Raw genomic sequence first — 21,910 nt, forward strand, 5'->3', positions numbered from 1 at the left:
GTTGTAGATCGTTGATCTACAAGGGGCGGAGGGGGAACTGTTCGCGCGCGGGCGGCAGCATCTGCGCCATGAATGCCATCGTCGAACTACCTACCGATCACCGCCGCCACGCCAAGCACCTGTATTGGCAGGGCTATCGCGTGTGCGAGATCGCTGAGTTGATCGGGGAGAAGGAAAAAACGCTGCACAGCTGGAAAGCCCGGGACGAATGGGACCGCGCGACGCCGCTGGAGCGTATCCAGGCGGCGACCGAAGCCCGCCTGGTGCAGCTGATCTTAAAAGACCCGAAGTCAGGGGCCGACTACAAGGAAATTGACCTTCTGCACCGCCAGCTGGAGCGGCAAGCCCGTATTCAGCGCTTCAACGACGGCGGTACCGAAACCGAGTTGAATCCGAACCTGGCGAAGCGCAATGCGGGGCCGAAGAAGGCGCCGAAACGTAACGAGTTCGACGAAGAACACATTGAAAAGCTGACCGAAGCGTTCATCGACGGCTGTTTCGGCTACCAGTTGGATTGGTACAAGGCCGGTAACCAGCGCACCCGCGCAATCCTCAAGTCACGTCAGATCGGTGCGACGTATTATTTCGCCCGTGAAGCGCTGATCGATGCGCTGACGACAGGCCGTAACCAGATTTTCCTGTCAGCCTCGAAAAACCAGGCGCATATTTTCAAGGCCTACATTCAGGCCTTTGCCCGTGAGGTAGTCGGCGTTGAGCTGACGGGCGATCCCATCATTCTGGGCAATGGCGCCGAGCTGCACTTCCTGGGGACCAACGCTCGGACGGCCCAGGGCTATCACGGCAACTTCTACTTCGACGAATTTTTCTGGACGTTCAAATTCAAGGAACTGAACAAGGTCGCCAGCGGCATGGCGATGCAGAAGCAATACCGACGAACGTACTTTTCGACGCCTTCCAGCATGGCCCATGAGGCCTACACGTTCTGGACCGGTGAGCGGTTCAACAAAGGCAAGCCGGCGGCGCAACGGGTCAAAATCGACGTCTCTCATGATGTTCTGCAACAGGGCCGGCTGTGTGAAGACCGGGTATGGCGACAGATCGTCACCATCCTGGACGCGGAGGACCGTGGCTGCGACCTGTTCGACCTGGACGAACTGCGCCAGGAATACGATGCCGAGGCTTTCCAGAACCTGCTGATGTGCCAGTTCATCGACGACGGGGCCAGCATTTTCCCGCTTGCGATGCTGCAGCCTTGCATGGTGGACAGCTGGGATCTTTGGGCCGAGGACTACAAACCATTTGCAGCGCGTCCGTTCGGGGATCGTCAGGTTTGGGTTGGCTATGACCCAGCCGAGAACGGCGACAGTGCTGCGTTGGTGGTAATTGCCCCACCGACAGTCCCTGGCGGCAAGTTCCGCGTGCTGGAGAGACACCAATTCAGGGGAATGGACTTCGCCGCACAGGCGGAAGCGATCCGCCAGGTCACCAGACGTTACTGGGTGACCTACATCGGTATCGACATCACGGGCATGGGGTCCGGCGTCGCGCAGCTGGTCAAGCAATTCTTCCCAAACATCACCACGTTCAGCTACTCGCCCGAGGTCAAAACGCGCCTGGTGTTGAAGGCTTACGACGTCATCAAGAACGGTCGCCTGGAGTTCGATGCCGGCTGGACAGACATGGCGCAGTCGTTGATGGCTATCCGCAAAACAGTCACCGCCTCCGGGCGCATGTTCACTTACACGGCCGGTCGCACTGACGAGACAGGCCATGCCGACTTGGCGTGGGCGACCTTCCACGCCCTGCATAACGAGCCTCTTGAAGGGCAGACCACGGCGAATACCGGATTTATGGAGTCCTACTGATGAGCAAACGTAAGCGCGGAACCCAACTGACCACCGTTCAGCCACCCATTGAGGGGGACGTGCTGCCGGCTGAATCCGGGCCGGTGGAGGCGTTCACCTTCGGTGACCCGGCGCCTGTGCTCGATAGCAGGGAGATCCTCGACTATTTGGAATGCTGGGCCAATGGGCGTTGGTTCGAAACACCCATGTCCATGGACGGCCTAGCCAAAACGACGCGGGCCAGCGTTTACCTGCAGTCCGGTCTCAACTTCAAGCGGAACATGCTGGCCCGCACGTTCGTTCCTCACCGGTTGCTGAGCCGTCAGGCCTTTGAACAGTTCGCCCTAGACTGGCTCTGGTGCGGCAACTGCTACTTGGAAAAGCGCAACAACATGCTGCGCAACACCATGGGCTTGCTGCCACCGCTGGCGAAGTACATGCGTCGAGGTGTGGACATGGAAGCCTATTACCAAGTGCGCGGCTGGAAGGATGAGCACGAGTTTGCACCAGGTTCGATTTGCCACCTGCGTGAAGCCGATATCAATCAAGAGATTTATGGGTTGCCGGAGTGGCTGGCAGCGCTGCAAAGCGCGCTGCTCAACGAGAGCGCCACGCTATTCCGCCGCAAGTACTACAACAACGGCAGTCACGCCGGTTTCATCCTGTACATGACCGATGCAGCGCAGAAAGAAGAAGACATCGACTCACTGCGCACCGCGCTGAAGAACTCGAAAGGGCCTGGCAACTTCCGAAACCTGTTCGTGTACGCGCCTGCTGGCAAGAAAGATGGCATCCAGCTCATCCCGGTGAGCGAGGTGGCCGCGAAGGACGAATTCAGCTCGATCAAGAACATCAGCCGCGACGATCTGCTTGCGGCGTTGCGCATTCCACCCCAATTGATGGGCATCGTGCCGCAGAACGCGGGCGGTTTCGGGTCGTTGCGGGAGGCTGCTGAAGTTTGGGCGGTCAACGAGCTGGAACCGCTGCAGGCCAGGCTGGCCCAGGTAAACGAGTGGTTGGGTGAAGAGGTTGTCAGCTTCAAAGAATTTGAGCTTCCAACGGGGGGAAAGTAGTACCCCCGCGCAGTAAACGAGGCGACGAGCTGGTGCGCTAACACCCGCTCGACGCTGAATCACTCGAACACGCCGAGTGCTCCAACCAAGGCCTCGCCCCACTGCGCAGGGGGTGCGAAGCCTAAGCGAATCCAATTTCCAAAACAAGGATCACTTATGAGCACACCTATTATCCCGTGGATGGGCGGCAAGCGCCGCCTGGCAGATCGTCTAATTCCACTGTTTCCACCCCATGAATGCTATGTCGAGGTCTTTGCAGGCGGCGCCGCGCTTTACTTCATGCGCCCACAGGCTGCTCCGGTTGAGGTTCTCAACGATATCAACGGAGACCTGGTGACGCTGTACCGCGTCGTGCAGAACCACCTGGAAGAGTTCGTGCGCCAGTTCAAGTGGGCACTCAGCTCCAGGCAGGTGTTTGAATGGCAGAAGATGACCCGGCCGGAAACCCTTACCGATATCCAGCGCGCGGCTCGGTTTTTCTACCTGCAACACCACGCTTTCGCCGGGAAGGTCAGTGGGCAGACGTTCGGTACCGCCACAACGGGGCCGGCCATCAATCTGCTGAGGATCGAGGAGAACCTGTCTGCAGCTTGGCAGCGCTTGTCCGGTACCTACGTCGAGAACCTCGGGTGGCTTGAGTGCGCCGAGCGCTATGACCGGCCACATACCTTCCATTACATGGACCCACCGTATTGGCAGACCGCCGGCTATGGCGTGGACTTCCCCTTCGAAAACTATGAACGGATGGCCGAGTTCATGCGGCGCTGCAAAGGCAAGGTGATGGTGAGCATCAACGATCACCCCGATATCAGGCGGGTGTTTGAGGGGTTCCACTTCGAAACGGTGGATATTCGATACAGCACGGCAAATCAACGCCAGGCGAAGGCCGAAGTTAGCGGCGAGCTGGTGATCATGAACTGGGAGCCCAACGCCTTCGGCGGACTCTTCTAACTCACCGGCTGGATCAAACTGGGGCCTTTGTTTTTCACGTTGCCCACCGCAACGTCGACCTTAAACCATTCAAAGGCCTCTGCCGGCTCGCCCTGGTGCAACACCATCTGCTCGGCACGTTCCTTGGGCGTCGCCGGGTCCAACCATTCACGGGCTAGGTCCGGGGTTAACACCACGGGCCTTCTGTCGTGAATGTCCACCATGCCGCCGGCACTGTCGGCGGTGATAATCACGAAGCCGTCATGCTCGCCTGGTCCCTCATCGGAGTCAGGTAGCTGGCCGATGGATGCACATAGTACCGGCGCGCCATCCCGTCTACGGATCAGGTAGGGCTGTTTTTTCGGCCCGCCTTCATCGACCCATTCAAACCAGTTATCTATGGGCGCGATTGCGCGATGTGGCCAGATCGAGCGGAAGAACGGCCCATGAGCGACCTTCTCAACTCGGGCATTAATTGGCGCGGCTCGGTCCTTTGCCCAGTGAGGTCGCCAGCCCCAGCGCACTGGGTCGGCGCGCAGCAGCTCGCCCTGCAGGTGCAGTAGCGCAACCTGGGTCGTAGGAGCGACGTTATAGCGGTCAAGCGGTAGATCCCCTACGGAATTAACCAGCGCGTTGGGCATGCTCAACGCCGCAACGAAGTCGTGGATGCCGCTGTACTGCGAGAGCCTTCCGCACATATCTATTTCCGCCCGTCGGTCCTGGTGAACAGCCGTACCCCGGCCGGTCTCTATCGAATAGACACCTGGGCGGGAGATTCGTCATGACAACCGATATACAGCAGGTTAACGAGATGGAGGCTTGGTTTGCGCTTCTCAGTGACGCAGAGTTTAAAGCTGGGTCACCAGAATACCGGTATGAAACACGCCTGGCGCTAGCTGACAGCATGCTTGAGCGTAAGGTGATCGATTGTGGCGAATGGCGGGAGCTGGTCGACGAGGCGGTTTCTGCTTACGCAGACGACGTTGGTTGACTGCCAGTTTTAGCGATGAAGCCTTGGCCTGCGCAGTTCATGCAGTCCTCACGCAGCCCAAAGCGGTCAAGGCAAGCGGCACACTTTGCGAATTTGGCCGTGACCACCAGAGGTCTGGCTATCCGATAGCTCTCGAAATCGTGCTCTTCCAAGGCGATCTGTGCGCAATCTACCACCGTCCGATAAGCATCCGCGTCGCAAATGATTGGATAAACCTTTCCATTGATAACTTGTGCGGTCTGCACTAGGTCATACAACTCACCACATGGCGCGGTAAGCAACAGCCCCTTAATGGGCCAGGCTTCATCGTTACGGCGAAATACCAAGCGCAGGTAGTGCTTTGTGCCAAATACCTTTCCATCAAACCCATCCGCTCCTGGCCCGGTGGCTGAATAGTATGTGTTGGCATCAATCCGCCCAATGCACACTGCTCCAGCTTTGCGCACTACATCGTAGTGGCCGCCAAACATGTACCCCTCAGCGGCGGTAGCCAGCTCTTCGACGGCATGCCAGTAAGCCGCATCGGCCAGCTCGTCCATTTCCAACTTTTCCATTTGATCAATCACGCCGGCCTCTAGCATGTCCCGGGCTTCCAGCCGGCAAGACACTCTATGGGCTTCGGGGTGATCCATTCGGTACACACCGTCGTCAAGAGTTCGACGCCATTTGGCGAGCCATGCCGTTTTGAGTTCAGTAGGGGTCATGCGTCTGACTGCTTATTTGTACTGTATGCGCATACAGTAATCGAGGTTTGACCAAGACGCGATTTGAAGCGACGAGCTGTAGAAGAAGGGGGTACCGCAGGCGGCAAAAGTGAACAGGAAGGGATGAAAGTTTGTGCTCGGAGGGCGCGAAAAAACCCAGTCAAACATAGCACTTTTGAGGTGTCACGACAATGGAAAGCGGGGGTGACAGCCAATAAACACGGGGCTACGGCCGTGTCCTGAAGCATCGACTGGCTCGCTGAAGCACGGCGGGACGGCAAGGGAGTCATCGGCTCGGTGGACGCACTACTGGGTGGGGCTGTGGCGTGCTACACATTCCGGGGAATTGACGTGCTACAGGCGGTTGGTAGGTTGGTCTGCACCTGGCGCGCGCCGTCGTCCCCCCACCTCGCCTGCGGGCTAAATGGGTCGTTTTTTCTGCGGCCCTGCGGATAGCTCAACGCGGCACCGGCTGGGGGGCTGCTCGGCGTTGTGGAGTGGTCAAAAGCCTGCGGAACCCTGCACCGAGGGGGTATTTCGTAGAAGGGGGCTGGAGGCTCTGCTGTTGAGGGGGAGGGGGGGAGTCTCAAAAAGAGTAATTTCAGTAATCTCCCCACAGAAACGGTCTGGAGGCCACGTATTCCGCGGGCTATGAGATTACAAAAAGGAGTAATAGAGAAGTAATTGAAAAGGTAATTATTTTACAACCTATTGATTTTAAAGGTTTTTATTAAAGTAGAGAATTACATTTATAGAGAGTAATCAGATTACTTCAATATTACTTAAATATTACCTTTTGCTTGAAACGCAAAACCCTTTAATTTCAATGGCTTGAGCGTAAAAAATGGTCAAGATTACTTATGTTACTCTTTTTTTTAGCCCGAAAAATTTTGAGCTTAGGGCTCCCTTATGTGCGGGTGCGCACGTACGAGCGGCGTTTGTTGGTCGCGTTGATTTGTTAGGGCGATGTCAGGTGCTGGGGAGCTGGATAGAGGGATTGAGGTGATAGGCAATCGTTGTATGGGTGGTCTTGGGTGCCGCTGGCCTGGCATGGATTAAATACAGCGTACAAAAAAGGCTCCTGCACTTGGTCGATGTGCGGAGCCTTTTATCTAAGCGGCGTTATGGGGAATTGGGTGAGGTTACTCCTCCAGAGGGACAAGTCGTAGCATAGTTACGGGCTTGGGTTCGGTCCGCGTTACAATCAGCCCTTCGATGGTGCCAGCCGATTTGCCGTTGTAATAAAAGGTTCCGTCTTTGATTTCCCCAACCTGCCAGGCCTCTGGTCCCTCGTAATACAGTCCTTTGCGCACTACGCCCAGGCGATCACCCTCATAGTGAAGTGCGTAGGTTTTTTCCGGTTCAAATTGTTCAGCCATCGCGACGACTCCTTGTTGCAGTTACGCCTGGCCGAGATAGCCTGGCGAATGTTCCTTTCTGTTGTTCTGGGGACGTTTATTGATTCCGACTAGCACGCCCCAGCGCTATGGCTGCGGCGACATGGCCAGCGCTTCCGCGCCCACAGGCGTGCATCTCTTTGATCAATACGTCTACCGCTTGCGCACCACCGGCTTCACCAAGGCCCTGCAGAACAGCCACATACCCTGAGGAGCCTTTCCCACAGTTGCTTAGTTCTCTCACCAAAGCATCAATTCCTTCTTGCGCTGCCATATCGTTGATCCCGTGCGTTGTGATGCTGGCTGATTTTGAGTCACATCGGACCCGAATATGGATCTCAAGGTGATCATTGCGTCGGATATCGTGGTCTGCCCCCGAAATCCTTAAGACTTGGGTTTCTTAACTGCCTGACGTGGTGCTTCGGAGATATTCCTAAATACGACTGTGGAGCCAGGAATACCGGGAGTTTCATGAATTTCCGTCTGTAGATTCAAGCCCAGAATTTCCAGGGGTTCGAACATCCGCAATCGCGAAATCGTTTCTCCAGTGGGACTGCGGGAGTACTCGCCCGAAAGAACCAACGGTTTGTGCTCCTCAAGCCATTGGACGCTACCTGTACACCTTAGTAGAACAATGGGCACTGGGCCATCGGACGTATCTAAGGCATAGGGCTCCTTTAAGGTGACGTTGAAATGCACTGGTACTGCTGGACCGTTCGGCGTCAAGCCACTCAGTAGCTCCGGATGATTACCGAGTGTTTTTGTAAAAACCTCACGCGGAGTGATGGTCATGTTGTTATTCACATTTCGAAGCGAAATGTTCGCTTGATCGCCTCGTAACAGCTCGTTCAGGCTCTCTAAGCTGACCGTTCGCGGGAGTGACTCTATGCCAAACTCAATTTTGTCTAGGTAGCGCAACTCTGTGCGATGGGGCATGCCGACAAGCTCTGGCCAACCCTCGAATTCAGAGGGGGAAAGCTCCCTAAATTCTCGAGTGTCGATCTCAAAGCGCGCTGCCTCCTCCAATGCGGCAGCACTGAAGCCGGTTGTAGAAACTGCCGTCACGCGTGAAAGGTTAAATCTCTGCCGTCTGCCAATCAGCTGTTCGATCCATGCAGCAGGGGCGGGTCCTGCTGACGGTCGGTCTCGGCATTCAATAAGCCACTTGAAGTCGATCGTGCCAACCTTGCCTTCGACCATTATGTCGAGCTCAGCTCCTGGCCTTCCCTTATCAGTACTACTGAGCAGTCGGGGTGTGATCGTCCAATCCGTTGGGAGCCGCAAACTCTCGATGTAAGTGACGACGTTCTCTAACTGTTTGCCGTCCGTTTTTTTCTTTGCCATGGGCCATTTGCCTAACGATGACGTGATCTCCAGTGAGTATACGTGTTGAGCTGAAAGATCAATCGTATTTGCCGAGGTAACGGACAGGGCTTCAGTGCTGGGGCATTCTGGTGGTACGAAAGTGGTATGGGCTTTTTGGGGTGGCTCTGAAGGCCATGTATTACGGGGGCTGTAGAATCAGTCGTTCCAATCCATCATGGGAGCGACGGAGAAGCGGCGGGACAGGGCTTGCGGTGGAGCTATGACTGAGGGCATTGGGATCTGGGATGGATAATGCGAAGGGTGGGCAGTTTATCAGGAATGGGTCGGAGGGGGGCTGGGTGTTGATCGTGCGTCGCGAGACCCAAATGTTAAATAAATCTGTCCTCTTTTTGGTCCCCTTTTTTGCACAGCGTCAGATGTCGGCGTTGGCAGTGGGTGTCGGGATTGGCGCTACAGGCACTTGCAACAAAAAAACGCTCGGGGTTCTTTTAAGTTCTGGAGGGGCTGGTTTCCCGGAGTATCGAATTGTGAGGACAATACTAAACACGCTGACGCATGATAAACTCTTAGGAAGTCACACAGATAAACGATAAGAGTTCGAACAGCATGCTGACACTTTTTAAAGGGGAATCCCAAGGTTTAAAGGTTGCACCTCGCTGGCCATCCTCTAAAGTATTAATTGAAAAAAATGTATTTCTTAAGTTGCTTGAAGTCCAGTCGAAACTCCCGTCATCCGTTAAGCTATTGCTCGTTCGTGGATATGAAAATAAAAGTAGCAGGCTTGGTGTATTTAGGCACATGTCAAGATGGCTAGGTATCAAGCTATTTTGCACATGCTACCCCAGTCGAAAGAGCGAGGTGGGTGATATATTTGGCTCCAATGGGCATGACGTGGATGGTTCTCATGTAGATGTGTCAATCGTTCTGAATGGAAAAAGACTGCGATTCTTGCCCCTGGGAGTCTTTACATCGTTGAGTCTTCAACAGCGTAGAGCGGAGGAGCACCTCGCTGTTATTAAACACGTCAAAGGAGAACTTGAGCAGTGCGGCTTCAGTATTCATCACAACCAAACAGAGAGCATGCAAATCCATTGTGACTTCAAAGGGTAAGCTGGGAGTGCTTCTGTTCTCCAGGAAACTGCTCTGCTAATCATAACTAAAGGATAAATAGTGAATATTGAAGTCAGCGTTGTGGCAAAGAACTCGCAAGGAATTTTGACCGCTATGCTGGTCGATTACTTACATGAGCTGGGCGTAGACACAGCGTATCCGTACCTCCCACTTTACTGGGAGGAGCCTGAGAGGCACCCCTATTTTATTCTTGTGAATGGCAAGGTTGCTGGATTTGCTCTTGTGAGAACATTGAGCGATGCGCCCTTGTTTGAGATGGCCGAGTTTTTTGTAGCAGAATCATATCGCGGCGACTCAGTCGGAAGAGCGGCGGTGCGTACACTCTTCAAATTACACGCAGGAGCCTGGCGAGTTTCAACCATGATTGACAATATGAACGGATTAAAATTTTGGCGGGCAGTCGTGCCAGCGGATACGCCAGTTAGTCGCATCGAAGAGCCGGGCGAAGCCCCTTATGTACTGTTGTTATTCAACACTTCCAAGTGCTAGATTCTCTCGCCGTATGCCACTCAACCACAGTTGATTTCATCAGCACCATTGAGTGGGCCCAATAGCAGCAGAGTCTTTTGCAAAGCTCGGTCGTAAAATTGAAGAACCGTGCCTTCAAAATGGCCCCAGCGGCGTCGAACGTCAGCACACACAGCTGCGCGACTCGGCACCGTAGAGACAGATGATACCCATCCAGAAACGGACGTCACACAACACTAAAAGCTCTCGAACTAACGTAGACGAGCCATTGCAAGTGCATCGACAAAGACACCGTCACGAACCGCATACTTTCGCAATGTCCCTTCAACTTCAAATCCAAATTTTTGGTAGAGGGATTTAGCGGCATTGTTGTCCGAGTAGACTGTTAGCTCTACCCGGTGAAGATTCATCCAGTTATCAGCAATCTCCAAAACGGCCCCCATCAATTGGCTCCCTACACCTTTGCCGTGCCAAGCTAGCGCGACACCCATATAGATTGAGCCGACATGGCTTTGTCGGATTCGTGAATACTGGTCTAACCCAATATTACCGATGACTTTACCTTTGTGGACTGCCACTAATTGGACTCGACGTTCATCGCAGCCAGATAGACGGCTTCGCCATATATCATTTGGTTGATAAGGCATCTGAAGTACTTGACGGCATACCGTTGGCTCGTTGTAGAGCGCTGTTACACCTTCGACGTGCACCTCTGTAAATCGCTCAATAACTATTTCTTCGAACGATGTGGTCACTTTACATCATCCTCTAGAGGGGGTATGGCAGCGCAGTGTAGTAAATTAAGGTGATAAATGGCTAGTTTTGCTGCCAACGATGTCAACGTGAGTCACCCCGAGTTTTTAGATAGATCCCACTGACTGCTTTTGGCCGGTTGCTGCCCTTTGCGACAGCCCTCAATCGGCCAAAAGCAGATATTCTTTCAAGGTGCGAGATTACAAATGCGACGGCCCGGTTACTACTGTCAGCAGAATACCGAACCCGACCAGAAGTCCGCCAAACACGCGGTCGATCCAATGGCGCACAGCCAGCAATCTATTCCGTACAGGGCCTGCGGAAAAGCAAAGCGCTACTAGGCTGAACCACGCAACATGCGCCACTGAGATAATAGCCCCATAACCTATCTGTACTGCCAAAGGCGTATCAGGGCGAACCACCTGCATGAATAAACTGATAATGAAGATGGTGGTCTTGGGATTTAGCACGTTGGTCAGGAAGCCGGTGCGCATTGCAGCTAGATCCGATAGCGATGCTAAGCCTCTGTCGACTGATACACGGCTGGGCTTGGATCGAAGCATCTTCACGCCTAGATAAACCAGGTAGACCGCCCCGATGAGCTTGATAGCATTGAATAGCCAGAGTGATTGCTGAATTACCAGACCCACGCCCACGAGGGTGTACGTAACATGCACAAGGACACCCAACCCTATGCCTAATGCTGTCAGCACCCCAGCGCGCCGCGAGAGAATAAGGCTGTTGCGCGATACCATGGCAAAATCCGGGCCTGGGCTGATAACGGCGAGTAGGGTTATCGTGATTACGGCTAACAATTCGGTCATGTCGTATTCTGTATAATTGCAGGATTTACGAGATATTACTGAACCCCATGCTTAGTTGATAACGATGATTCCTGATAGAAATGGTGAGCCAGACTCACAACCACGCATGCCTTCGCTGATTGCATTGCGCTGCTTCGAAGCAGCGGCTCGCCTAGAGAATTTCAGCAGGGCAGCAGAGGAGTTACATCTGACTCCGGGCGCGATCAGTCGCGCTGTACGTCTGCTGGAGGACGAGCTTGGCATTCCGTTGTTCGATCGGCGGAGCAGGCGTGTGTACCTGAACGATGCGGGTTGCAAGTTGGCGAAAGCTGTCGGCAAAGGCATGGATCTGATGCGCCAGGCTATTAGCGAACTACGTGTCAGTGCTCGACAAGAGCGGCGCTGGGTACTGTCTTGTGAGCCGACACTGCTAATGCGATGGCTAATTCCACGCTGGTCAACCTTCCAGGCTCGGCACCCCGACATCAACGTACACCTCGTAGCTGGCGGGGGGCCGTTCAGCTTCGCCAACGGTATCGACCTCGCCATCCGGCGTGATGATTTTCCTTGGCCCAACAGCTACCACGTCGAGCCTCTTTTCGCGGAAAAAGTGGGACCAGTTTGCCGCTCCGATAAGGCAGCAGCTTGGTTCACCAAGAAGAAGACGGGCACCGTGATTAAGGCGACCGCACCGCGTCTGCATACCCGCTCGCGTCTAAGTGCTTGGCATGAATGGGCGTCAGCTGTAGGCGAGTCTCCACCCGATACGACAGGGCAAACCTTTGAGCACTTCTATTTTAGCTTGCAGGCTTCTGTGGCAGGCCTGGGTGTGGCAATCGGGCCGTGGCATCTAGTGCGAGACGATTTGGAGACGGGTGTCTTAACTGCTCCATTGGATTTCGTGGAGGATGGCTCACGCTACTGCCTGTTATCCCCTGAGCCGTTGCGGCCTGATAGCCCTCAGGCCGACCTGCTGGAATGGCTGCGGACGTTGGCATAGCTGGATACGAGAATTGGTTGGCTTGCTTAGCTACAGCTATTACCGCGGTGCGACGGAAAAGCGGCGGGAGAGGGAGCGGTTTGTAGGGGCCTGGGGAATCTGAGTCAATGAGGCGAATGGTGTGCAGTGCATCAGGGATGGATCTTGGGTGTGGGAGAGGCGTGAGCCGTGTCTCTCACCACTTCGCACTTAGCGGTGCAGCGTGTTGAATATGCCAAGGATCCGAAGGCGCTATTTCGTCAGATAATACGGTTTGACCCCCGACATCTCCAGATTACTTGAACAGTTCACAGGCGTTCGCGTACTACACCTATGTTTGGTTGGGGCCGATGTCGGTTGTTTGTGGGGGGAAGTAGCGGAGCTTTAGTGTCGATGACTTCGAGTTGGCGTCATTGGCATGCCAACTGGCGTGTCTTACCAATGCCTCTCTCCTGACCTGGCGATAACCTTCACTCACATCGAGTCAGGCGCAGGTTTGTTCCATGAAGCAATCAAGTCGAGTAGTACTGGTAACGGGCGCTTCTTCCGGGATGGGGAAGGCTTTCGCGCAGGCTTTGTTGGGGGAGGGCATGGTCGTTTACGCCGTCGCCCGGCGCGTGGATCAGATGACGGAACTGCGCCGGTTGGGGGCGATTACACTCGCGATGGATATCACTAGCGAGCAGGATGTGGAGCGAGTCGTTGCCCACATTAAAAGTCAGCACGGTACGGTAGATGTGCTTCTGAATAATGCCGGCTTTGGATTATACGGGGCGATGGAAGACACCCTGATCGATGACGCCCGCTACCAATTCGAGGTGAACCTGTTCGGGCTTGCACGACTGACGCAGGCCCTGCTGCCGGGTATGCGTAGCCAGGGCAAAGGTCTCATCATCAATATCTCCTCCATGGGGGGCAAGGTCTACACCCCGCTAGGCAGTTGGTATCACGCCACCAAACATGCTCTGGAAGGATGGTCGGATTGTTTGCGCCTGGAGCTTCGACAGTTCGGTATCAACGTGGTCTTGATTGAACCGGGCGCGATCGACACCGAGTTTGGGGCGGTCATGCTGGAACCCATGCTTCGCCGCTCGGAAAACGGTGCTTACCATGCCATGGCCCAAAAGGTCGCCTCTGCCACTCGGCAGTCGTATAAACCCGGGTCGCTGTCCAAGCCCCAGGTAATCGTCGACCTGGTGTTGAAGGCTGTGCGTAGCGCCCATCCCAAAACACGCTATGTTGGGGGTAAATATGCGCGGCCACTGATGACCATCCGCAAATGGCTGGGTGACCGGATTTACGACAAGCTAATGATAGCTATGGTGCGGTGACAGGAGCGAGACCTATGAGGCCTGCTACGCAGTTTTCGGTGCATCCGGGGTGGGCGTTGCTCATTGCTGATCTCGGTGCGAACGTTGCCGATGTGCTGAGGCTTGCCAAGCTTCCCGATGACCTTTTTGCCCGGCCAGATGCGAGCGTGGACCCGATAGAGTATTACCAGCTTTGGCTCGCACTGGAGCAGTTGACCCAAGGGCAAGAACTGCCATTGATCATAGGCAAAGCGATTACCGCCGAAGCGTTTGACCCTCCCATATTTGCAAGCTTGTGCAGCCCGAACCTGGAGGTCGCCCTGCGGCGACTTGCCGGCTATAAAGCGCTGATAGGGCCTCTGGTGTTGCACATTGAGCAGCAAGCGGCCTTCATGGCGGTGAGTGTAGAGTTTCCGAGGGTTGTGCCGTCATGGCCTGCCAGCACCGTAATGACGGAGCTTGTGTTTTTTACTCAACTGGCTCGCCTGGCAACCCGTCATCGGATCTGCCCAATACGTGTGCAATTACCGACGCCGCCCGATGATTGCGGCCCTTACGAAGCGTTTTTCGGCTGCGCTGTCACGGTGGGCCCCAAGCCTTCAATCAGGTTTAGCGACAGTGATTCAAAGCGGCCTTTTCTGACCGCGAACCAACCCATGTGGGCGTTTTTTCAGCCGCTGCTGGACAAGCGCTTAAGTGAATTGGGCGCCGCGGCCAGCGTACGCAAGCGTGTGCAGGGGGTGCTGCTTGACTTATTGCCAAGCGGCCAGGCGAACATCGATGCGGTCGCGCAACGGCTAGCGACGAGCAAACGCTCCTTGCAGCGTGCGCTGGAGCTTGAAGGCAGCAGCTATCAAAAGTTGCTGGTGGAGACGCGGCGCAGACTTGCCGAGCATTACTTGAGCCGTTCGCAAATCAGCGTTGCTGAAGTAGCGTATCTGTTGGGTTTTGAGGACGGAAACACCTTCCACCGTGCGTTCAAATCGTGGTCAGGCATCACACCTGGAGTCTACCGTTCTCAATGGTCAGGCAACGTTTTTTACTCCTAGTGTTTTTAGAAGATGATTTTCTACATCTTGTCGTTTGGATAACACCTCAGATCTCAAGGAGATAATTGCGCCGTATATCGTGGTTAAAAACCTGCATGGATTGAGCATTTCGCTAAATACATCTGTCCCCTGCTATGCGCAGCAAGGGGCTGTTTTCCGCCTGCGCGACCTGCCCGCGTCCATCCCTGGGCGCGAGCGAGGGGCCGCTGCTTAGAAGCTGTAGCGGGCAGTCAGCTTGAAATTGCGTGGGTCGCCGTAGATGTCGTAAGGCTCATAGCCGCCATTGGCGACGCTGGAGTAGTACTTACGGTCGAACAGGTTGTTTACGTTGAACTGCAGATCCAGATGCTCGTTGGCCTTGTAGCCCGCCACCAGGCCGGCGACTGTGTACGAGCCCTGCCGGTTTTTCCATGCACTGGTACCGCTGCCACCCGAGGTGCGGATCTGGCTCTGCTGGTAGAGATCACCGCCAATGCGCCAGCGGTTCAGGTCGCCGGACAGGTTGTAGATCGTGGACACCTTGAACATCTGACGCGGCAGTCGGCGGTTGAAGTCCTGGCCTTCCAGGGAGGTGTCGGCATCGGTGACATATTTGGTCTGGGTGTAGGTGTACCCGCCGGCCAGTTGCCAGTTTTCGGTCAGGGCGCCCTGGACTTCCAGGTCAATGCCTCGACTGCGCACCAGGCCGGAAGCCTGGTAGCACGAACTGACAGGGGTGGTACCGCAGCCTTTGACATCAAGCAGTTCCTGGGCGCGGTTGTTCTGATCGATCTGGAAGATTGCGGCACTGGCGTTCAGCGCACCACCAAAGTATTCGCCCTTGATGCCCACCTCGTAGTTCTCACCCTCGATAGGCTTGATCACTTGTCCGCCGAGGCCTTTTTCGGTCTGCGGCTTGAAGATATCGGTGTAGCTCACATAGACCGAGTGATTGGCATCCAGGTCATAGACCAGGCCGGCATAACGGGTCAGGTTGCGCGTGACCTTGTAGTTGCTTTCGGGGGTTTCCCGGCTTTCGAATTCGTACCAGTCCAGGCGGCCGCCGAGAATCAGCGACAACGGCTCGGTCAGGCGCAGGCGGGTGCTGGTATAGAAGCTGTCCTGAGTCGTGGTCTCGGGACGCAGGGTGCGCCCCTTGGTGATCTCCGGCTTGGTATGACCCCGTGGATCCCACCCGAAGAGATCGACGTTACTGTCGATGAAACGCTCCCAAAGCTTGCCGGTGCGGTAGTCCAGCTGACGCTTGCTGGCGCCCACGGTGAAGTCATGTTCCATACCCAGTAGCTGGAAGGGGCCGCTGAGCGCCAGGTCGTAACCTTTTTCCTTCTGCTCCATGGCTTGCGTCCACAGGTAGTGGCGGTTGTACCCCCAGATGGAAGAGGCCAGCACGTCTGTGTTGGTCGTCGCCTGCATGGCGGCCATGCGCAGCTTCCAGTCATTGGCGAAGCCATGCTCCAGGGTCGCGAAATAACCGGTGGTGCGGTTGTCCATGTATTCATAGTCATGGCCCAGGAAGGTGTCGCGGGGCAAGCCTAGATGGCCGCCGCCGCGGGCCATAGGCAGCCCACCCCAGACGTAGTTGGTGTAGTCCTTCTGCCGGTAGGCACCCAGCGTCAGGGTGGTGGTATCGGTCAGGTCGGCGTCGACTACGCCGTAGTACAGGTCGGCATCACTCTCGACCGACTCGCGAAAGCTTTTCGAGTCCTGCTTTGAGAGCACGGTCCGGGCGCGTAAGGTGCCGCTGTCATTGAGCGGGCCGCCGACGTCCAGGGTGCTGCTGTAATTGTCCCAGCTACCGGCACTGCCGGTGAGCGTGGCCTGGAACTTATGGGTCGGGCGCTTGCGTATCAAGTTGATGGCGCCAGCGGGGCTGCCGGCGCCCTGAGCCAGGCCGGTGGCACCGCGAACGATCTCGACGCGGTCATACATCGCCAGGTTGGCTTCGCTGCTGGGTATGTAGGTGAGGAAACTGGTGGGGAAACCGTCGTACAAGATGGTATCGACGTCGAAACCACGCGCGCTGAACGTGGGCCGCCCGGCGCCGCCGGAGGTATTCAGAAATACACCCGGCGCACTCTTGGCGACATCGCTGAGGGTGGTCATGGCCTTGTCGTCCATGCGCTTGCGCGTGACCACGCTGACCGACTGCGGCGTTTCACGCAAGGTGAGTGGCAGCTTGGTGGCAGTTTGCATGGCCCCCGTCGTGTAGGAACCGCTGTTCTCGGTCGTCTCGCCCAACTGCTGAGCGGTGATTGCGGTCTCACCCAGCTGCAAGGCGCCGCCTGATTCAACAGCCTTCTCCAGCGTCACGCTACCCTCAGCGGTAGGCCGCCAGGTCAAGCCGCTGCCGCTCAACACTTCAGCCAGTGCGGCCTCCGGTTCTTTGGAGCCGACTACGCCAGGGCTGTTCTTGCCCGATACCAACGAGCCATCCACTATCACCCGCAAACCGCTCTGAGCGGCCAGGCGATTCAGCGCGCTTGCCAAGGGCTGTGGTGTGATATTGAACTGATGAGGATCGGCAGCCGCCAGGTCGGACATCAGCACACACAGCATGGTAAGCGGCGCTACGGGCAAAAATTTTATGCGCGAAGCTCTATACAGCGGACGGTACATCGGCGCCTCCCCCTAAATACGAAGAATTATCGTTCTAGGTAGTGAGACGGACCAGGCACCAACAACCGTAAAAAATAATTGTAATATTTTGGGCGGCCGCTAGAGACGGCTGTTCGTGCAGTGCTCGAGGTTCATAAGGACGGCGCGCAGCTAGCAGCACACCGCTAGAAACCTGCCTCCCCAACACATCCACCGCCAGCGGCTTGGTCAACGCTCCCACACAGGGCGATGGCCGATGTCACTGACGCTGTACCGGCGTACTCGGAGTCGGAAAAGCTCATGTGGCTAATGCGAGCTTCTGGGCTGGCAAACGCGAATGAACGCTGCCTTGCAGCCCCCCGTATTACCCGAAAATTCAAAGCCCAAGCGGTCAATCAACTGATCGAAAATGAGCTGCGAGTGTCCAAAGGTGCATCCAGGCACCGAGTGCTGGAATTTCGCTGTTTGCACGACACGATAGAAAAACCTGGGGGCTACCCGCTATGCTCGAATCGACTTGGACCGCACTCAAGCACCATCAACGAGTGCGTGAAATTGTTACTGTCCTCGCCAGTTTCGGGGCTCAGGATGTGCTATTCCGTCTGGGCCTGGGACGGCTGGTGGGGGGGGCTGAGCCCGTCGCCAGCCAACCAACTGACGAGGGCACCCCACAGCGCGTGAGGCGAGCATTGGAGGCGTTGGGGCCAACGTTTGTCAAGCTTGGGCAGATCCTTGCAAGTCGCGGCGACATCTTGCCGGCATTGTGGATCGAAGAACTCGAAAACCTGCACAGCGGCGCGGCAACGTTGACTTGGGAGCAGTTGCAAGGCCAGGTTCTTGAAGACCTTGGTGCTGAGCTTGATCAGGTGTTCGCCGAGTTCAATACCACTCCTCTTGCGGCAGCGTCGATTGCCCAGGTCTATCGCGCGCGCCTGCTCAGTGGTGAGGACGTGGTGGTCAAAATTCAGCGCCCTGGGTTGCGACGTAAAATGACTGCCGACCTGCAACTGCTGGAAAGCGTCGCCCTACTGATTGAAGACAACGGCGCTTTGGCGCAGTACCAACCGCGCAAGATGGTCCGACAACTGGCTCGAGCGATGTTGGAAGAGCTGGATTTCACTCAGGAAGGCCTTAACTGTGACGCCGTAGCGGCTAATTTTTCGCAGCAGCCGCACATTGTCATCCCGCGTATTTATTGGGCCCATAGCAGCGAGCGGCTGCTTGTACAGGAATACCTTCCCAGCTATACCCCACTGGAGCGCCAAGCTCTGATCGAGCAAGGCTTGGACCCGAGCCTGCTGGCCAGCCGTGGCGCAAGTGCATTTATAAAAATGCTCTTGGAGGACGGTGTGTTCCATGGTGATCCGCACCCAGGCAACCTCAAGGCCATGAGTGGTAACCGTGTCGGTTTTATCGACTTTGGCATGGTTGGTCGTCTCGATGAGCGCCGACGCCTGGAGGTGATGAGCTTCATGCGCGCATTGACCGAGAACAATAGTGATGCGCTGGTGACTGTGCTAATCGACTGGAGCGGCAATGGTGTGCAGAACGTACCCGCCATTGAACAGGCCGCTCGCGAATACATTGCGCGCCATGGTGGCAAGGCATTGAACATGAGTGCGCTCATTGAAGACTTTCTTGATTTGATGCGCGAGCACCAATTGCTCTTACCGCCTGATTTGTTGGTGCTGTTCAAGGCACTGGTGACTGCCGATGGTGTGCTGACGCGTCTGGACCCGGAATTAGACCTTATCGCCACAGCCAAGCCGGCCATCGTCAAAATGCTCCGGGAGCAATTGAGTTGGAGGATGACTAAGCGCCTGGGCCTCGATGGCCTTGAGTTGGGACGCGGCCTGTTGGGTGAGTTGCCGCAACTGGCGCGACTTCTAGTCAACCGGCTCAAGCACGGAGTCCTGGAAGTGCGCATGGATCTGCCTGGGCTAGAGCGTCTGGAGCGCTCATTGCGCCTGGCCTCCACAAGGCTGTCCTTAGCGTTGCTGATCAGCGCCTTGGTGATTACCTTCGGTCCGCAGATCGCTGCAGTGGGGCCGGTGTGGGCGGGCTTGCCGATGCTCAGTTGGCTGGCGGCGATTGCCACGGCGGGTGGTCTGGTGGCGTTTTTGTGGAGTTTGTTTAAAAGTTCTTAATTGGACTACGAAGCTCAGGGACTGATCCCGTTGATCAGTAACAGTCCTCTCCTTTCTTGGATGCACGGAGTATTCGGTACTCAGGGCACAGGGCTTGCTGATGAAGGCCCTGGTCTTCCACACCTGCGTACAGCTGCCACCTCTCATGTGGAAGTGAGATTGGTAGTTCCTGAATAGTTAAGGAGCTTCGCCATGTACAAGATCACACCTACGACACTGCGCCCGCCGAACGTCCAAGCAACAACCTATACCTCGTAAACCCAACCATCGACCCCGACACCCTCCTGGCCAACGCCGCCGAAAATCTCGCATCCGCCAACGAAATGGCCGCTACCTTGGCTTTCGATCTCGACGACTCCCAACGCGCCATCGCCCTGGGCATTCAGCAGTTAATCGAGTTGAGCTCGCTGCTTGTTGACCGAGCCCAGGAACAAGTTGCGTCTGTAGCGGCCGCAGTCAAAGCCTGACAATCAGCCCCGCCGCCTTACCCCAAGGCGGCAACCTGAACTCATCCTGTCCCGCTGCAAAGTTTCATAATCCGCTGCACCTTTGAGGTCTACGATCCCAACAAGAGAGGCCTCTACGCCTCCAGCCCACAGGAAGCTGAAACCATGGTCTCGAACCTCGTCAAAGTTGTGATGATCACCGGTACGTTGATGTTGAGTGCTTGTTCATCCTCACCAGCCGTGAGCAGTGACCCGTGCTTTTCAGGTGGATGCCAGGCATTCGGTGACCACAGCCCCAACAAAGCCACCAAGCTAAATTTCGGTGGCAACGGGCTGGGGAGTAGTTATGGGGACTATGGTTCGGGGTTGTTGCATGATGATTGATGAGGTGGTGGGTCAGTCTGTGGTGTGTTGACTGACCCACTGCAATCGGGAGCAAGCCCCCTCCCACATTGGATTTATGATCGGCGCAAAACTTGTGGCGTTAGTGACCGCCTTTCATGCGCCGGGCGATCAGGTAAAGGCCCAAGCCCACCAGTGCCGTAGCGGCGCCGATGTAGCCGGTGCTGGTCCAGCCCAGGCCGGCAGTGATGGCCATCCCGCCAAACCACGGCCCCAGTGCATTCGCCAGGTTAAACGCCGCATGATTCGACGCCGCCGCCAAGCTCGGCGCCTCATGTGCAATGTCCATCAGGCGAATCTGCAACGGCGCCGCCAACGCGACCATGGTGCCCACCAACCCCATGCTCAGCAGCACGCCCCACAGCGACGATGCGGCGAAGGGGAAGAACAACAACACGGCCATCGACCACACCAAGATCAAGCCCACCGCCCGAAATTGCATGCGATCGAACAGCTTGCCGCCGGCGATATTGCCGATGATGCCGCCGACGCCAAATGCGGCCAGGCCGAACGGAATCCACTGTGGCGAGACTCTGGTCACTTCGAGCATGGTCGGCGCGAGGTAGCTGAATACGCAGAACATCCCGGCAAAACCTATCGCGCCGATGGACAGCGCCATCCACACCTGGGGTTTGGTGAAGGCGCGCAGTTCCTTGCGTGGGTCGCTGCGTTGTTCGTCGTGGCGGTGGGGTACGAACTGCCAGACCAGGGCGATGGTGATGAGGGCGATCACGCTGACCAGGGCGAACGCCGACCGCCAGCCCAGGTGTTGGCCGAGGAAAGTGGCGATGGGGTTGCCGAGCAGCATGGCCAGGGTCAGGCCCATCATTACGCGCGCTACGGCGCCGGCGCGTTTGTCGTTGGGCACCATGCTGGAGGCAACCACGGCGGCGATGCCGAAGTAGGCGCCGTGGGGCAGGCCGCTGATAAAGCGGAAGGCCACCAGCGAGCCGAAGGTCGGGGTGAAGGCGGTGGCGAAGTTGCCGAGGGCATACAGGCCCATCAGCAACAGCAGCATGTGTTTGCGTAGCAGCTTGGCGCCGAGGATGGCCAGCAGCGGGGCACCGACCATCACGCCCAGTGCGTAGGCGCTGATGGCGTGGCCGACCTGGGGTTCGCTCAAACCCAGGTTCTGGGCGATGTCGGGCATCAGGCCCATGATGGCGAATTCGCCGGTGCCGATCGCGAAGGCGCCCACGGCCATGGCGGCTTCCATTTTGGCGGCGCTGCGCACGGGCAGTACGTGCCCGGGTGTTTGCTGGATAGTCATGGGTAACTCTGTTGGGGTGGCGTGCACGAAGGACAGTCGCCGATGCTACGCAAACGGCGACGAAGGTGTCTAGAACCGCCATTTGCGCGAGAGTTCCAGGCCTGTGACCGCAGGTCGCGCCTGCCAGGCTTGACACTGGGGCATTAAAACCCGCGATTTAGGGCTGTCAATTGGCCAAACGGCGCATAAACGCCGTTCAGCGTGATATTCTGCGCGCCGTCTTGGTCTAGTCTTTCCATGGTGCGTACACCCGTATACGTCCCAGCGGTTGGCTGTCGCCCAGGTAGCTGAAGCCAATAATGATAAGAAGTCAGCGCAGAAGGGACATAAC

At 56.3% G+C, this 21,910-nt stretch carries 20 protein-coding genes; 12 read left to right on the plus strand and 8 right to left on the minus strand.

Translation table 11 applies throughout. The annotated features are described in order from the left end of the window. Window positions 1-68: 68 nt before the first annotated feature. From FRT59_RS04710 to FRT59_RS04720, 3 genes are all read left to right on the plus strand, one after another. Complete coding sequence (locus FRT59_RS04710; RefSeq protein WP_153870525.1) at window positions 69-1,826, plus strand: terminase ATPase subunit family protein; 1,758 nt, start codon at window positions 69-71, stop codon at window positions 1,824-1,826. After that, complete coding sequence (locus tag FRT59_RS04715; RefSeq protein WP_153870526.1) at window positions 1,826-2,878, plus strand: phage portal protein; 1,053 nt, start codon at window positions 1,826-1,828, stop codon at window positions 2,876-2,878. The genes FRT59_RS04710 and FRT59_RS04715 overlap by 1 nt, the downstream gene beginning before the upstream one ends. A gap of 156 nt (window positions 2,879-3,034) precedes the next feature. Continuing rightward, entirely contained in the window at window positions 3,035-3,829 is a 795-nt protein-coding gene (locus FRT59_RS04720) for a DNA adenine methylase (RefSeq protein ID WP_054919850.1), read from the plus strand. Here the strand turns inward: FRT59_RS04720 and FRT59_RS04725 are convergent. Continuing rightward, window positions 3,826-4,506 carry an SOS response-associated peptidase family protein gene (locus FRT59_RS04725; protein ID WP_153870527.1) on the minus strand — a complete coding sequence of 227 codons (681 nt, stop codon included), beginning with the start codon at window positions 4,504-4,506 and terminating at the stop codon, window positions 3,826-3,828. The two genes, FRT59_RS04720 and FRT59_RS04725, sit on opposite strands and share 4 nt — an antisense overlap. Window positions 4,507-4,589: 83 nt before the next feature. Between FRT59_RS04725 and FRT59_RS04730 the strand changes: the two genes are divergently transcribed. Beyond that, window positions 4,590-4,799 carry a hypothetical protein gene (locus tag FRT59_RS04730; RefSeq protein WP_153870528.1) on the plus strand — a complete coding sequence of 70 codons (210 nt, stop codon included), beginning with the start codon at window positions 4,590-4,592 and terminating at the stop codon, window positions 4,797-4,799. On the opposite strand, the gene FRT59_RS04735 is transcribed toward FRT59_RS04730, so the two are convergent. Next, window positions 4,778-5,503: a hypothetical protein gene (locus FRT59_RS04735; RefSeq protein WP_153870529.1), complete on the minus strand. Its 726-nt coding sequence runs from the start codon at window positions 5,501-5,503 to the stop codon at window positions 4,778-4,780. The two genes, FRT59_RS04730 and FRT59_RS04735, sit on opposite strands and share 22 nt — an antisense overlap. Before the next feature lie 1,142 nt (window positions 5,504-6,645). Then, the gene (locus FRT59_RS04740; protein ID WP_153870530.1) at window positions 6,646-6,882 is read right to left on the minus strand and encodes a hypothetical protein; all 237 of its coding nucleotides are present in this window, start codon (window positions 6,880-6,882) and stop codon (window positions 6,646-6,648) included. 79 nt (window positions 6,883-6,961) lie between these two features. On the opposite strand from FRT59_RS04740, the gene FRT59_RS04745 reads away from it, so the two are divergent. Continuing rightward, window positions 6,962-7,111 (plus strand): hypothetical protein, encoded by a 150-nt coding sequence (locus FRT59_RS04745; RefSeq protein ID WP_153870531.1) that lies wholly within the window; start codon window positions 6,962-6,964, stop codon window positions 7,109-7,111. 173 nt (window positions 7,112-7,284) lie between these two features. Here FRT59_RS04745 and FRT59_RS04750 read toward each other — a convergent pair whose 3' ends face one another. Then, window positions 7,285-8,244: a hypothetical protein gene (locus FRT59_RS04750; RefSeq protein WP_153870532.1), complete on the minus strand. Its 960-nt coding sequence runs from the start codon at window positions 8,242-8,244 to the stop codon at window positions 7,285-7,287. A 1,152-nt stretch (window positions 8,245-9,396) separates the two neighbouring features. Between FRT59_RS04750 and FRT59_RS04755 the strand changes: the two genes are divergently transcribed. Beyond that, entirely contained in the window at window positions 9,397-9,846 is a 450-nt protein-coding gene (locus tag FRT59_RS04755; protein ID WP_198809589.1) for a GNAT family N-acetyltransferase, read from the plus strand. 230 nt (window positions 9,847-10,076) lie between these two features. On the opposite strand, the gene FRT59_RS04760 is transcribed toward FRT59_RS04755, so the two are convergent. Both FRT59_RS04760 and FRT59_RS04765 read right to left on the minus strand, forming a co-directional pair. Further along, complete coding sequence (locus FRT59_RS04760) at window positions 10,077-10,580, minus strand: GNAT family N-acetyltransferase (protein ID WP_034118715.1); 504 nt, start codon at window positions 10,578-10,580, stop codon at window positions 10,077-10,079. Window positions 10,581-10,778: 198 nt separating this feature from the next. After that, window positions 10,779-11,402 (minus strand): LysE family translocator, encoded by a 624-nt coding sequence (locus tag FRT59_RS04765; RefSeq protein WP_153870533.1) that lies wholly within the window; start codon window positions 11,400-11,402, stop codon window positions 10,779-10,781. A gap of 64 nt (window positions 11,403-11,466) precedes the next feature. On the opposite strand from FRT59_RS04765, the gene FRT59_RS04770 reads away from it, so the two are divergent. The 3 genes from FRT59_RS04770 (at window position 11,467) to FRT59_RS04780 (ending at window position 14,719) form a co-directional block, all read left to right on the plus strand. Next, window positions 11,467-12,381 carry a LysR family transcriptional regulator gene (locus tag FRT59_RS04770; RefSeq protein WP_034118828.1) on the plus strand — a complete coding sequence of 305 codons (915 nt, stop codon included), beginning with the start codon at window positions 11,467-11,469 and terminating at the stop codon, window positions 12,379-12,381. A 482-nt stretch (window positions 12,382-12,863) separates the two neighbouring features. Beyond that, window positions 12,864-13,691 (plus strand): oxidoreductase, encoded by an 828-nt coding sequence (locus FRT59_RS04775; RefSeq protein WP_153870534.1) that lies wholly within the window; start codon window positions 12,864-12,866, stop codon window positions 13,689-13,691. Window positions 13,692-13,705: 14 nt separating this feature from the next. Beyond that, on the plus strand, window positions 13,706-14,719 hold the full coding sequence (locus FRT59_RS04780; RefSeq protein ID WP_153870535.1) for an AraC family transcriptional regulator: 1,014 nt from the start codon (window positions 13,706-13,708) through the stop codon (window positions 14,717-14,719). A 210-nt stretch (window positions 14,720-14,929) separates the two neighbouring features. Here FRT59_RS04780 and FRT59_RS04785 read toward each other — a convergent pair whose 3' ends face one another. Continuing rightward, a complete protein-coding gene (locus FRT59_RS04785; protein WP_233094150.1) occupies window positions 14,930-17,260 on the minus strand; it encodes a TonB-dependent siderophore receptor in 2,331 nt (776 codons plus the stop codon). 557 nt (window positions 17,261-17,817) lie between these two features. Here FRT59_RS04785 and FRT59_RS04790 point away from each other — a divergent pair. The 3 genes from FRT59_RS04790 to FRT59_RS27135 all read left to right on the plus strand — a co-directional run bounded on the left by FRT59_RS04790 (window position 17,818) and on the right by FRT59_RS27135 (window position 20,291). Next, window positions 17,818-19,461, plus strand: coding sequence for an ABC1 kinase family protein (locus FRT59_RS04790; protein WP_153870537.1), 1,644 nt, complete (start codon window positions 17,818-17,820; stop codon window positions 19,459-19,461). A 173-nt stretch (window positions 19,462-19,634) separates the two neighbouring features. Continuing rightward, window positions 19,635-19,928: a DUF6124 family protein gene (locus FRT59_RS27130; RefSeq protein ID WP_325167976.1), complete on the plus strand. Its 294-nt coding sequence runs from the start codon at window positions 19,635-19,637 to the stop codon at window positions 19,926-19,928. 144 nt (window positions 19,929-20,072) lie between these two features. Further along, a complete protein-coding gene (locus FRT59_RS27135; protein ID WP_167524249.1) occupies window positions 20,073-20,291 on the plus strand; it encodes a hypothetical protein in 219 nt (72 codons plus the stop codon). A 100-nt stretch (window positions 20,292-20,391) separates the two neighbouring features. On the opposite strand, the gene FRT59_RS04800 is transcribed toward FRT59_RS27135, so the two are convergent. Next, entirely contained in the window at window positions 20,392-21,579 is a 1,188-nt protein-coding gene (locus FRT59_RS04800) for an MFS transporter (RefSeq protein WP_034118721.1), read from the minus strand. Window positions 21,580-21,910 lie beyond the last annotated feature (331 nt).

It is taken from the genome of Pseudomonas haemolytica (assembly GCF_009659625.1).
GTDB classification, from domain to species: domain Bacteria; phylum Pseudomonadota; class Gammaproteobacteria; order Pseudomonadales; family Pseudomonadaceae; genus Aquipseudomonas; species Aquipseudomonas haemolytica.

Bases quoted from the DNA above. Each gene is read 5' to 3' on its own strand.
- FRT59_RS04710 (WP_153870525.1), top strand. From the start codon at position 69: ATGAATGCCATCGTCGAACTACCTACCGATCACCGCCGCCACGCCAAG.
- FRT59_RS04715 (WP_153870526.1), top strand. From the start codon at position 1,826: ATGAGCAAACGTAAGCGCGGAACCCAACTGACCACCGTTCAGCCACCC.
- FRT59_RS04720 (WP_054919850.1), top strand. From the start codon at position 3,035: ATGAGCACACCTATTATCCCGTGGATGGGCGGCAAGCGCCGCCTGGCA.
- FRT59_RS04725 (WP_153870527.1), bottom strand. From the start codon at position 4,506: ATGTGCGGAAGGCTCTCGCAGTACAGCGGCATCCACGACTTCGTTGCG.
- FRT59_RS04730 (WP_153870528.1), top strand. From the start codon at position 4,590: ATGACAACCGATATACAGCAGGTTAACGAGATGGAGGCTTGGTTTGCG.
- FRT59_RS04735 (WP_153870529.1), bottom strand. From the start codon at position 5,503: ATGACCCCTACTGAACTCAAAACGGCATGGCTCGCCAAATGGCGTCGA.
- FRT59_RS04740 (WP_153870530.1), bottom strand. From the start codon at position 6,882: ATGGCTGAACAATTTGAACCGGAAAAAACCTACGCACTTCACTATGAG.
- FRT59_RS04750 (WP_153870532.1), bottom strand. From the start codon at position 8,244: ATGGCAAAGAAAAAAACGGACGGCAAACAGTTAGAGAACGTCGTCACT.
- FRT59_RS04765 (WP_153870533.1), bottom strand. From the start codon at position 11,402: ATGACCGAATTGTTAGCCGTAATCACGATAACCCTACTCGCCGTTATC.
- FRT59_RS04770 (WP_034118828.1), top strand. From the start codon at position 11,467: ATGATTCCTGATAGAAATGGTGAGCCAGACTCACAACCACGCATGCCT.
- FRT59_RS04775 (WP_153870534.1), top strand. From the start codon at position 12,864: ATGAAGCAATCAAGTCGAGTAGTACTGGTAACGGGCGCTTCTTCCGGG.
- FRT59_RS04780 (WP_153870535.1), top strand. From the start codon at position 13,706: ATGAGGCCTGCTACGCAGTTTTCGGTGCATCCGGGGTGGGCGTTGCTC.
- FRT59_RS04785 (WP_233094150.1), bottom strand. From the start codon at position 17,260: ATGTCCGACCTGGCGGCTGCCGATCCTCATCAGTTCAATATCACACCA.
- FRT59_RS04790 (WP_153870537.1), top strand. From the start codon at position 17,818: ATGCTCGAATCGACTTGGACCGCACTCAAGCACCATCAACGAGTGCGT.
- FRT59_RS27135 (WP_167524249.1), top strand. From the start codon at position 20,073: ATGGTCTCGAACCTCGTCAAAGTTGTGATGATCACCGGTACGTTGATG.
- FRT59_RS04800 (WP_034118721.1), bottom strand. From the start codon at position 21,579: ATGACTATCCAGCAAACACCCGGGCACGTACTGCCCGTGCGCAGCGCC.